This window comes from Pseudomonas sp. NBRC 111132, assembly GCF_001320565.1.
GTDB lineage: Bacteria > Pseudomonadota > Gammaproteobacteria > Pseudomonadales > Pseudomonadaceae > Aquipseudomonas > Aquipseudomonas putida_P.
This window is the reverse complement of record NZ_BCBI01000102.1, coordinates 1-11169: the sequence shown is the minus strand read 5'-3', so window position 1 is coordinate 11169 and position 11169 is coordinate 1. Positions and strand designations below refer to the sequence as shown.

Sequence of the window (11169 nt, the reverse complement as noted above, 5' to 3'; positions counted from 1 at the left end):
GATTTCCTGGGCCGACTTGATCGTGCTCACCGGCAACGTTGCCCTGGAGTCCATGGGCTTCAAGACGTTTGGCTTCTCTGGCGGGCGCGCCGATGTGTGGGAGCCGGACGAAGATGTGTACTGGGGTTCGGAAAAGGTTTGGCTAGGCGGCGACACCCGCTACGGCAAGGATCAGCTCAAGGCGCAGGCGCCAGGCCAGGGTGACCTGGTGGCCGAGCCTGCCAAGCATGGCGAGGAACAGAACCGCGACCTGTCGGCCGAGCGGAACCTGGAGAACCCGCTGGCCGCCGTGCAGATGGGCCTGATCTACGTGAACCCGGAAGGCCCGGAAGGTAACCCCGACCCGGTAGCCTCGGGCAGGGACATCCGTGAAACCTTTGGCCGCATGGCCATGAACGATGAAGAAACCGTGGCGCTGATCGCTGGCGGCCACGCCTTCGGCAAAACCCATGGTGCCGGCCCCGCCGACAACGTGGGCCCCGAGCCCGAAGCGGCAGGCCTTGAGCTGCAAGGGCTGGGTTGGGCCAACAAGTTTGGCACTGGCAAGGGCGGCGATGCCATCACCAGTGGCTTGGAAGTGATCTGGACCTCCACCCCGACGAAGTGGAGCAACGAATACCTGAATAACCTGTTCAACTTTGAGTGGGAACTGACCAAGAGCCCGGCGGGCGCACACCAGTGGCGGCCGAAAGAGGGCAAAGGGGCGGGAACGGTGCCCGACGCGCACGATCCGGGCAAAAAGCATGCACCGTCGATGCTGACCTCCGACCTGGCGCTGCGCTTCGACCCGATCTACGAACCGATCGCCCGCCGCTTCAAGGACAACCCTGACCAGTTGGCGGACGCCTTTGCCCGTGCCTGGTACAAGCTGATTCACCGCGACATGGGGCCGCTGGCACGCTACCTGGGCCCAGAAATGCCCAATGAAGAGTTGCTGTGGCAAGACCCGCTGCCCAAAGCCGACCCATCCACGATCGGCGAGCAAGACATCGCGGCCTTCAAAGCCAAGGTGCTGGCCTCGGGCTTGAGTGTGGGTGAGCTGGTCTCCACCGCCTGGGCCTCCGCGTCAACCTTCCGTGGCTCCGACAAACGTGGTGGTGCCAATGGCGCCCGCTTGCGCCTTGCGCCGCAGAAGGGCTGGGCTGCAAACCAGGGTGTGGACAAGGTGCTGGCGGCACTGGAAAAAATCCAAGGCGAGTTCAACAACGGCGGCAAGAAAATCTCCCTGGCCGACCTGATTGTACTGGCGGGTACCGCAGCGGTTGAAAAGGCCGCCAAGGATGCCGGTTACAGTGGCAGCGTGGGCTTCCGCCCAGGCCGGGTCGATGCGTCTGAGGCGCAGACCGACGTCGAGTCGTTCGCCGTGCTGGAACCGCTGGCCGATGGGTTCCGTAACTTCAGCAAGGCCCGCTACAGCGTCAAGGCCGAGAAGCTGCTGCTGGACAAGGCCCAGTTGCTGACCCTGACCGCGCCGGAACTCACCGTGCTGGTGGGTGGCCTGCGTGTGCTCGGCGCCAACCATGGCGGCAGCAAGCTCGGTGTGTTCACCGACAAGCCGGGCACCCTGAGCAACGACTTCTTCCGCAACCTGCTGGACATGAGCGTGGAGTGGAAGCCTACCTCGGCGGACAATGAAACCTTTGAAGGCCGTGACCGCAAGACAGGGCAGGTGAAGTGGAGCGGTAGCCGGGTCGATCTGGTGTTTGGTTCGCATGCCCAGTTGCGGGCGTTGAGCGAGGTGTATGGCAGTAGTGATGGTGCTGACAAGTTCGTGCGGGACTTTGTCGCGGCTTGGCAGAAGGTCATGGAGCTGGATCGTTTTGACCTGAAATAGTGTTATTTGAAGCGGGGGCGCTTTGCGCCCCTTTCGCGGCGCAAGGCCGCTCCTGCAGGTACTGCGCAATCCAGAAGGTTGTGCGGTACCCGTGGGAGCGGCCTTGTGCCGTGAAGGGGCTGCAAAGCAGCCCCCAGGGCCAGTGGCGATCCCGCCAATTCCAGGTCGGATAGATACAAAAACGTCCTCGTCGGTTCTGTTGCAATGCTTCTCAGGCGGCCGGCCTGAACAGCGTGCTCACAACGACAAGGAACCCCGACCATGCAAATGCCCAAGACCCTGAAAATCCGTAATGGCGACAAGGTGCAGCCAACCTTCTCCGCCCAGGAATATGCGGCCCGCCACGCCCGGCTGCGGGCCTACATGGCCGAGCAGGACATCGAGGCGGCAATTTTCACCTCGTACCACAACGTCAACTACTACAGCGATTTTCTCTACTGCTCGTTCGGTCGCCCCTATGCGCTGGTGATCACCCAGCACAAAGTGGTTTCGATCAGCGCCAACATCGATGGCGGGCAGCCCTGGCGGCGTACGGTCGGCACCGACAACATCGTCTACACCGACTGGCAGCGCGACAACTACTTCGTCGCCATCCAGCAAGCACTGCCGCTGGCCTCGCGTATCGGCGTGGAGCATGATCACCTCAACCTGCAGAACCACGGCAAACTCGCCGCCTGCTACCCCAAAGCCGAGCTGGTGGACATCGGTGCGCCGTGCATGCGCATGCGCATGATCAAGTCGGCCGAGGAGCAGGCGCTTATCCGCCACGGTGCACAGGTGGCCGATATCGGTGGGGCGGCGGTGGTCGAGGCCCTGCGTGAGCACGTGCCCGAGTACGAGGTGGCGCTGCATGCCACCCAGGCGATGGTGCGGGAAATTGCCAAACGCTTCCCGGAGGCCGAGCTGATGGACACCTGGACCTGGTTCCAGTCCGGGCTCAACACCGATGGCGCGCATAACCCGGTGACCAGCCGCCGGGTGGGCAAGGGCGAGATCCTCAGCCTCAATTGCTTCCCGATGATCGCCGGCTATTACACCGCGCTGGAGCGCACGCTGTTCCTCGACCACTGCCCGGACGAGTACCTCCGCCTGTGGCAGGCCAACGTCGAAGTGCACGAAGCCGGGCTGAAACTGGTGCGCCCCGGCATGCGCTGCAGCGATATCGCTCGGGAACTGAACGAGATCTTCCTGCGCCACGACCTGCTGCAGTACCGCACCTTCGGCTATGGCCACTCGTTCGGCACCTTGAGCCACTACTATGGCCGCGAAGCGGGGCTGGAGCTGCGCGAGGACATCGACACGGTGCTGGAACCGGGCATGGTGGTGTCGATCGAGCCGATGATCATGCTGCCCGAAGGGCGGCCGGGGGCGGGGGGCTATCGCGAGCATGACATCCTGATCGTCAACGACAATGGCGCCGAGAACATCACCAAGTTCCCGTATGGGCCGGAGCACAACATCATTCGCAAATAACGAAAGGTGGCGCCTTCTTCGCGGGCCTGCCCGTGAAGAAGGCCAGCCCCAGACAACAAAAAACACTGTATGACCACAAGACCCTGCCTCCAATTAAAAGAACCAGAGGGTACCCCGTCATGTCCAGCACCACCCTGAATCCCTCCACCTTCGAAGGCCCTGCGCACAACACCGAACGCCAGGCCTTGCGCAAGGCCGCCCGGGCCAGCTTCATGGGCAATTTCGTCGAGTGGTTCGACTACGCTGCCTACGGCTATCTGGCCACCATCATCGCCGCCACGTTCTTCCCGCAGACCGACAAGACCACCGGCCTGCTGGCGACCTTTGCGGTATTTGCCCTGTCGTTCCTGGTACGCCCGCTGGGCGGCATTGTCTGGGGGCATTTCGGTGACCGCCATGGCCGGCGCAATGCGTTGTCGTGGTCGATCCTGATCATGTCGGTGTCCACCTTCTGCATCGGCCTGTTGCCCGGTTATGCGCAAATCGGCCTGTGGGCGCCGGGCTTGTTGCTGTTGATACGCCTGGTGCAGGGCTTTTCCGCCTCGGGCGAGTACGCCGGTGCTGCGGCGTTCCTGGCGGAATACGCGCCACCTGGCCGGCGGGGTTTGTACACCAGCATCGTGCCGGCCAGCACGGCGGCGGGGCTGCTGTTCGGGGCGGCGTTCGTCGCGGTGCTGCACGAGCTGCTCAGCAATGAGGCTCTGCACGAGTGGGGCTGGCGCTTGCCGTTTCTGTTGGCCGCGCCGTTCGGCCTGGTGGGGCGCTACATCCGCATGAGCCTGCAAGACACGCCCAAGTTCCTGGAGATGGAGCAGCGCCTGGAGCACAAGGCCGGCATGGCCCCGACACCGCTGCGCGAACTGCTGGGCCAGCACCGGCGCAGCCTGGCCATCGGTATTGGTGTCACCTGCCTGAACGCGGTGGCGTTCTACCTGCTGCTCAGCTACATGCCGACCTACCTGTCCAGTGAAATGGGCATGAGCGAGCGGGATTCGTTCATCGCTTCGACGGTGTCGCTGGCCACGTACATCGGCTTGATTTTCCTGATGGGGCGGCTGTCCGACCAGTTTGGTCGCAAGACCATGCTGGTGGTGGCTTCGCTGTTGTTCCTGGGGTTGACCGTGCCGTTGTTCCGCCTGCTCGACGGGCAGCCGTTGCTGGTGATTCTGACGATCCAGATTGTTTTCGGGGCGATGTTGGCAATGAATGACGGGACCTTGCCGTGCCTGCTGGCGGAAATCTTCCCTACCCGTGTGCGTTTCAGTGGCTTTGCCCTGAGTTTCAATGTGGCCAATGCGCTGTTTGGCGGGACAGCGCCGTTCATTGCAACCTGGTTGATACAGGTGACCGGCAGCAAGCTGGCACCGGCGGGTTATTTGCTGGCGGCAGCGTTGGTTGCTCTGGTGGCCATGCTGATGTGCCGGGAGACGGCCCACACGGCCCTGGAGGATTGACCAACCTGCACCGGCCTCTTCGCGGGCACGCCTGCGAAGAGGCCGGTAAAGCCATTGCAAATGCTGAATCAATGCAACGAAGCTTGCCGCCGCTCCCCCAACGGCGACAAACCAAAGAACCGGCTGTAACTCTTGGAAAAATGCGCCGGCGAGCTGAACCCGCAGGCCAGCGCCACCTCGCGCACCTGCACGTCACTGCGCAGCAGCAACTCCCGTGCCCGAGACAGCCGCAGCTCCAGGTAATACTGGCTGGGCGTGCGTTGCAGGTACTTGTGGAACAGCCGCTCCAGCTGACGCACGGTTACCTCGTTGAGGCTGGCCAACTCCTCCAGCCCCAACGGTTCCTCCAGGTTGGCCTCCATGATCGCCACCACCTGGCTCAGCTTGGGCTGAGCGCTACCCAGCAGGGTGCGCAGCGGTACCCGCTGGCGCTCACGCTCCCCGCGCACGCGGTCGCACAGCAACAGCTCAGCGGCCTTGGCCGCGATGTCCTGGCCACCGGGTTCGCGGGCAACCAGTTGCAGCATCATGTCCATGGCCGCCACGCCGCCCGAGCAGGTATAACGGTCGCGGTCCAATTCGAACAGCTGGCTGGAGATCACGATACCGGGGAAGTGGGCCTGCAACGTCGGCAGGTCTTCCCAGTGGATAGTGCAGCGGTAACCCTTGAGCAATTCGGCCTTGGCCAACAGGTAGCTGCCGGTGCAGATGCCGCCCAGTGGCAAGCGTTGGCGGGCCAGTTGGCGCAACCAGTCGATCAGCGGGCGGTTGCCACGGCTGCGGTCGATCGGGTTGGCGCCGACCACCAGCAGGGCATCCAGTGCGGGGGCATTGGCGATGCTGTAGTCGGGCAATACGCGCATGCCGTTACTGGCCACTACCGGCATATCGTCTGCCGCGATCAGCACGCTGCGAAACAGCGGCTTGCGCGCGGCCAAGTTGGCCATGCGCAAGGTTTCTACCGCCGACGCCAGGCCGATGGTGGTGAAGTTGGGCAAAATCAGAAAGCCGAAGGTCTTTACGGAACAACTCTTTACAATAGACGGCGGGAGGTTTGCAGAAGCGGGGTGGACCATTGCGCTGTTCCTGTGCAAGCTGAGGCATTGTTCGTCAGGGGCAGTGAGAAATACAGCCTCGCGTGGTTCTTGTTGTTATGGGTCGTTGCCGGGTTGATCTTACACCCCGTGCGCAGCGGCCAGGAATGGCTCCGCCAACTGGCAGGGCCGACAGTGATTGCACACAGAAGGTGATCGTTCGTGAACCCCGAATCCATGCTGGCGGCGTTGCCAGGCTACGCCCTGGCGCCCGAGTCGATCCAGGTGCTGCCTGATGCCAAGGCCTATCGCACCTGCCTGTTCGACCGCATCCGCACGGCAACCCGGCGCATCGTCATCGTCGCGCTGTACCTGCAGGAAGACGAGGCCGGCCAGGAAGTGCTGGATGCCTTGTACCAGGCCAAGGCCGCGCGCCCTAACCTGGAAATCATCATTGTGGTCGACTGGTTCCGCGCCCGTCGCGGGTTGCTTGGTGGCGGGCGTCAACCGGGCAACGCTGCCTGGTACCAGGCTCAGCGCCAGCTGCGCGGGCTGGATATCGCCATTCATGGTGTGCCCGTGCAGACTCGCGAGCTGTTCGGGGTGTTGCACCTGAAGGGCAGCATCATCGACGACTGCGTGATCTACACCGGCGCCAGCCTGAACAACGTCTACCTGCACCGCTTCGACCGTTATCGCCTGGACCGCTATCACCTGTTCCAGTCACCTGAGCTGGCCGATGCCATGGTCGGCCTGGTGCAGCGTCTGCTGCACCCCACCGCCACACCGCGTCTCGACCTGCCGGCGCCGCCCTCTACCCGCAACTTGCGCGGCGACATTCGGCGTTTGCGCGCGCGGCTGCGGCGCATGGCCTACGAGGCGCCGGCCAGCGCTGCGGGGCAGGGGCTACGGGTGATCCCGCTGCTGGGTGTGGGCCGTGGCAACCCGCTGAACCGGGCGCTGTGCGCGTTGCTGGCTGCGGCGCGCACGCAGATCATCATCAGCACGCCGTATTTCAACCCGCCACGGGTGGTGATGCGCGAGCTTGACCATGCGCTTGAGCGGGGCGTGCAAGTTGAGCTGATGGTCGGTGACCGCACGGCCAATGACTTCTACATCGCCCCCGGTGAGCCGTTCAGTGCCAGTGGCGCCTTGCCTTATCTGTACGAAGACAACCTGCGTGCCTTCGCCAGGCGCCGCCATGCCGCGATTGCCAGCGGCCAGTTGCAAGTGCGGATCTGGAACGATCCGGGGCATACCTTTCATGCCAAGGGCGTGTGGGTCGACCAGCGCTATTCGCTGCTGACCGGTAACAACCTGAACCCGCGCGGGTTCAACCTGGACCTGGAAAACGGCCTGCTGATCGATGACCCGCAAGGGCAGTGGCTGGTACCACGGGAAGCGGAGCTGAACGCACTGCGCCGGCATGCGCCGAAGATTGGCTCGGCAGAGGCGCTGGGGGTGAAGGCCGAACACCCCAAGGAAGTACGCAAACTTCTGCGGCGGTTGCGTTTTAGCCGGTTGGAACCGTTGATCAAGCGAGTGCTCTGAGGCCTTGCGTCAGGCAGTGGCACCTTTGCCTGGCGCGGCCCCGATGTCCTTCTTGGCTCGGGGCTTGAGCCGCGATACGGCAAACAGCACCACCGCCAGCCCCACTACCTGGTACAGCGAAATCTCTTCATTCAAGATCGCCCATGAGGCCAATACCGTCAGTACCGGCCCCAGGTTACCCACCGCCGCTGTATGGGTCGGCCCCAGGCGCTGGATCGCCAACGCTACCCAGTAGATCGGCAGCACCGTGGAAAACACGGCCATCAGCCCGGCATTCACCCACACTGCGCTCGGTAACTGCCACAACTGCCCGACCGGCGCCACCATCAGGTAATGCGCCAGCACCATCAGCGAGGAGGCAGTACCGCACAACCCGGCCAGGCGCATCGAGCCCATGCGTTTGAGCATCATGCCGGTGCCGGCGTAATACAGCGCGTAGGTCACCGCGCTGGCGAACACCCACAGCGAGCCCAGCACCACCTGCTGGCCAACCCCGGCGACACTGATGTCGTGGACAAAGGCAATGCCCAGCCCCAGATAGCACAGGCCCATGGCCGACAAAGTGCGCAGGCTCGGCCGTTCACGCAGGGCAATGGCCTGGAACACCAGCACCAGCGTCGGGTAGGTGAACAGGATCAGCCGCTCCAGCCCAGCACTGATGTACTGCAGGCCATAGAAGTCGAACAGGCTGGCCAGGTAGTAGCCAAACAGGCCAAGCAGGGCGACGCGCAACCCGTCACCCAGGTTGAGCGGGGCACTGCCCTGACCACGGCTGGCCCATACCAGCCAGGCGAACAGCGGCAGCGACAGGCCCATGCGCATGGCCAGCAGGCTGATGGCATCCACCGGCCCGGCGGCGTAAGCCAGCTTGACGAAAATGGCCTTGAAGCTGAAGCCCAGGGCCGCCAGTACGGCGTACAGGGCGCCGCTTTGCAGTTGGCGCTGTATCAAGCTGCGGTATGCGTTCATGCGTTACCTACGTGGAAGAAAGGCGAGGCTTATTCTGAACAGAAGGCTGTCGCGCTAGAATCGCTTTTTATAGAACAGGGCATTCGTATTTGGAGAATGGCATGCAATTCGACCTGACTGACCTGCGCCTGCTGCTGGCCATTGCCGCCACGGGCAGCCTGAGCAAGGCGGCTGCGACCTTTCCGGTGGCGGTGTCGGCGGCAAGCAATCGCCTGCGCTTGCTGGAAGAACGTTGTGGCTTGGTGCTGTTCACCCGCAAGGCAGATGGCATGCAGTTGACGCCTTCCGGGCGCCTGGTGCTGGAGGGCGCACGCAGCGTGCTGGGTGAGGCGCAAAAACTGCAGGAGACCTTGCAGCAACTGTCTGGCGAGCACCGCACCACCTTGCGCCTGGCGGCCTCTACGGTGTCCAACAGCACATTGCTGCCGGCAGTGTTGGGGCCGTTTCTGGCGGACTACCCGGAGGTCGACCTGCAACTGATGGAGCACAAGAGTGTGGACGTGCTGCGGGTGGTGGTGGCCAACGAGTGCGAGATCGGTGTGTACGATGGCATTTTGCCCAGCGAGGGGGTGGTATCGCTGCCGTTTCGCACCGAGCGCTTGGTCATGCTGGTGCCCGCCGACCATCCCCTGGCTGGGCGCGAACAGCTGCGCCTGGTCGATGCCCTGGGCTACGCGTTCATTTGCCTGCCGGGTGGGCGGCCGATGCAGCGCTTTGTCGAAGAGCTGGCGATGAACTTGGCCATGCCGCTGAAGGTGCGCGTGCGAGCGCCTAGCTTTGAGGCAATCGCACAGTTGGTGGCACAGCGCGCAGGCGTGGCCATGCTGCCTGAAACCGCCGCTGTGCGTGCGGAGCAGGAGCTGCCGGTACGCCGGGTGGCCCTGGCGGAAAGCTGGGCCACCCTGGAGCTACGCCTGTGTTTCCGTGACTGGGAGCGCCTGAGTTCGCACGGGCGGCAACTGGTGAGTTACTTGTCCGGGCAGCGGCTTACTGCGCCGGGGCCAGGCGAATACCGCTCACCTGCACCTGATCACCGGGCTTGAAGTGGGCATTCGGCGAACGGTAGCGCTGGGTGCTGCCGTCGTCGTGGCGCACCACATAGGCCGCGTCGCTGTGCCCGCTGCCTTGTTGCACGGCGGCACCACCAAAGGCGCCCAGGGCGGCACCTGCGATGGCGCCGAACGGGCCGCCAAGCGCGGCGCCGATCATCAGGCCGCTGACGCCACCAGCGCCATAGCCGACGGTATTGTCGGCGCTTTCCGAGAGCACCTGGTCGGCGCAGGCGGGCAGGGCGATGGTCAGGGTCATCGCCAGAGGGAGCAGAGGATTTTTCATGGTTTTTGGTCCGCAAGGCAGTGTTTGGCGAAAGGTCACGCTTCAGCTTTCGTGCCAGTTGGCCAGCCCTTCCGGTACGGCACTATCCGACCAAGTGTGGTCATTACGACCGCGGTTCTTGTGGTGCGAATGACACGATGATGTCAATATGACATGTCGCTCGCACGGGTATCTGCAAGGGCTGGGCTATCATTTGCAGGCAACCGTGCAAGGCCCCTCTGAAAAGTCATCACGAGCGCATACAATCGGGCCTTTCTTCGTTAACCAGATAGGCCAATGCGTATATGGCGCTAGATCCACCCACGATGTTGACCATTTCGGTTGCCTTGGCTGCTGCCGCTGCCTTGTACCTGGCAATTGAATGGCGCAGTGTCCGCGAAACCTCTCTGCTGTTCTGGAGCGCCGGTTTCGCCACCATTACTGTCGGTTGCATCCTGGCTTTGCTGCGCGGGATCGGTTTGTTGTTCATCGGCATCTGGTTCGCCAATGGCTTGCTGGTGGTCGCGCACGGTTTTTTTCTGATGGGCGTGCTGCGATTTACCCAGGAGCGCTTGTCGCGTGCCTGGCTGATGATCGTGGTGGTCTGGTTCGCCTTGCTGCTGTTGCCTGTGGGGCCGCAGTGGTCGAAGGTGATGCTGATGGTCAACTCGTTGCTGGTGGCGGCGTTGACGCTCAAGGCCAGTTTCCTGTTGCGGCCGCATGGCAGATCGCTGAGTGTTGGCGCGGTGCAGTTGCGCTATGTGCTGCTGATTCATGGGGCATTCTATGTAGCCAAGGCGATCATTGCGATTACGCCGGGTACGTTGATTGACCTGGCCACCTTTGGCGGGCTGATCATTCAGGTTTCCCTGGTCGAGGGGGCGATGGCGATCATGCTGATTGCCTTGTCGATGACGGGAACCGTGCGTTACCGGCGTGAGGAACGGATTGCCCGGCTGGCGGCCCGAGATCCGCTGACCGCGCTGTACAACCGGCGAGCGCTGGAGGTGCGGGCTGGGCATTTCTTCAAGGACGTGAGCCCTGCGCAACCTGGGGCGTTACTGCTGATCGACATCGACAATTTCAAGCTGGTCAACGACCTGCACGGGCATATAGCCGGGGACCGCTTGCTGATTGCCTTGAGCGAGATGATTCGCACGGCGCTGCCCGAGCGCTCGCTGGCGGCGCGGTTGGGGGGCGATGAGTTTGTCATCTTGCTGAGTGGGGCGAGTAGTGAACGGGTCATGGAGCTGGGTGGGATGCTGCGTGAGCAGTTCCAGCAGTACGCCTGCAAGACCGTGCCAACGCCGCAGGCGGTTACCTTGAGCATCGGTGCCAACCTGTTCGACCAGCCACCGGCGAGCCTGGCGGCGTTGATCGAGCAGGGGGATGTGGCGCTGTACCAGTCCAAGCGTGGAGGGCGCGACAGCATTCGGTTTGTCGAGCGGCCCATGGCAGACATTAGCCACTAGTCTGTTTTTTGCTTTTGCTTTTGCTTTTGCTTTTGCTTTTTAGCGCGCGGTAGTTCAGGCGACGCAGG

Annotated in this window: 9 protein-coding genes; 6 read left to right on the top strand and 3 right to left on the bottom strand. The window is 63.0% G+C overall.

What is annotated here, in order from left to right:
* From katG to APH35_RS27465, 3 genes are all read left to right on the top strand, one after another.
* A partial coding sequence (gene katG, locus APH35_RS27475) for a catalase/peroxidase HPI (protein ID WP_060515809.1) occupies positions 1-1834 on the top strand: 1834 nt, incomplete at its 5' end.
* 261 nt (positions 1835-2095) lie between these two features.
* Positions 2096-3307 carry a M24 family metallopeptidase gene (locus tag APH35_RS27470; RefSeq protein WP_012271881.1) on the top strand — a complete coding sequence of 404 codons (1212 nt, stop codon included), beginning with the start codon at positions 2096-2098 and terminating at the stop codon, positions 3305-3307.
* Between the two features lie 119 nt (positions 3308-3426).
* Positions 3427-4761, top strand: a complete 1335-nt coding sequence (locus tag APH35_RS27465) for an MFS transporter (RefSeq protein ID WP_012271882.1) — start codon at positions 3427-3429, stop codon at positions 4759-4761.
* 68 nt (positions 4762-4829) lie between these two features.
* Here APH35_RS27465 and APH35_RS27460 read toward each other — a convergent pair whose 3' ends face one another.
* Positions 4830-5837 (bottom strand): GlxA family transcriptional regulator, encoded by a 1008-nt coding sequence (locus tag APH35_RS27460; RefSeq protein WP_060493313.1) that lies wholly within the window; start codon positions 5835-5837, stop codon positions 4830-4832.
* Positions 5838-6017: 180 nt separating this feature from the next.
* Here APH35_RS27460 and pssA point away from each other — a divergent pair, with 180 nt between their 5' ends.
* On the top strand, positions 6018-7346 hold the full coding sequence (pssA, locus tag APH35_RS27455; RefSeq protein ID WP_082425864.1) for a CDP-diacylglycerol--serine O-phosphatidyltransferase: 1329 nt from the start codon (positions 6018-6020) through the stop codon (positions 7344-7346).
* A gap of 9 nt (positions 7347-7355) precedes the next feature.
* Here pssA and APH35_RS27450 read toward each other — a convergent pair whose 3' ends face one another.
* Positions 7356-8315 carry a DMT family transporter gene (locus APH35_RS27450; RefSeq protein WP_060493312.1) on the bottom strand — a complete coding sequence of 320 codons (960 nt, stop codon included), beginning with the start codon at positions 8313-8315 and terminating at the stop codon, positions 7356-7358.
* Positions 8316-8416: 101 nt separating this feature from the next.
* Here APH35_RS27450 and APH35_RS27445 point away from each other — a divergent pair, with 101 nt between their 5' ends.
* Positions 8417-9358, top strand: a complete 942-nt coding sequence (locus tag APH35_RS27445) for a LysR substrate-binding domain-containing protein (RefSeq protein ID WP_012271886.1) — start codon at positions 8417-8419, stop codon at positions 9356-9358.
* Here the strand turns inward: APH35_RS27445 and APH35_RS27440 are convergent.
* Positions 9303-9650 (bottom strand): hypothetical protein, encoded by a 348-nt coding sequence (locus tag APH35_RS27440; RefSeq protein ID WP_012271887.1) that lies wholly within the window; start codon positions 9648-9650, stop codon positions 9303-9305. The genes APH35_RS27445 and APH35_RS27440 overlap by 56 nt on opposite strands.
* A 305-nt stretch (positions 9651-9955) precedes the next feature.
* Here APH35_RS27440 and APH35_RS27435 point away from each other — a divergent pair, with 305 nt between their 5' ends.
* Positions 9956-11101 (top strand): GGDEF domain-containing protein, encoded by a 1146-nt coding sequence (locus APH35_RS27435; protein ID WP_041166473.1) that lies wholly within the window; start codon positions 9956-9958, stop codon positions 11099-11101.
* Positions 11102-11169: the final 68 nt, after the last annotated feature.

What these genes read in the sequence shown, in the direction of transcription:
- APH35_RS27470 (WP_012271881.1), top strand. Translation starts at nt 2,096, where the DNA reads ATGCAAATGCCCAAGACCCTGAAAATCCGTAATGGCGACAAGGTGCAG.
- APH35_RS27465 (WP_012271882.1), top strand. Translation starts at nt 3,427, where the DNA reads ATGTCCAGCACCACCCTGAATCCCTCCACCTTCGAAGGCCCTGCGCAC.
- APH35_RS27460 (WP_060493313.1), bottom strand. Translation starts at nt 5,837, where the DNA reads ATGGTCCACCCCGCTTCTGCAAACCTCCCGCCGTCTATTGTAAAGAGT.
- APH35_RS27450 (WP_060493312.1), bottom strand. Translation starts at nt 8,315, where the DNA reads ATGAACGCATACCGCAGCTTGATACAGCGCCAACTGCAAAGCGGCGCC.
- APH35_RS27445 (WP_012271886.1), top strand. Translation starts at nt 8,417, where the DNA reads ATGCAATTCGACCTGACTGACCTGCGCCTGCTGCTGGCCATTGCCGCC.
- APH35_RS27440 (WP_012271887.1), bottom strand. Translation starts at nt 9,650, where the DNA reads ATGAAAAATCCTCTGCTCCCTCTGGCGATGACCCTGACCATCGCCCTG.
- APH35_RS27435 (WP_041166473.1), top strand. Translation starts at nt 9,956, where the DNA reads ATGTTGACCATTTCGGTTGCCTTGGCTGCTGCCGCTGCCTTGTACCTG.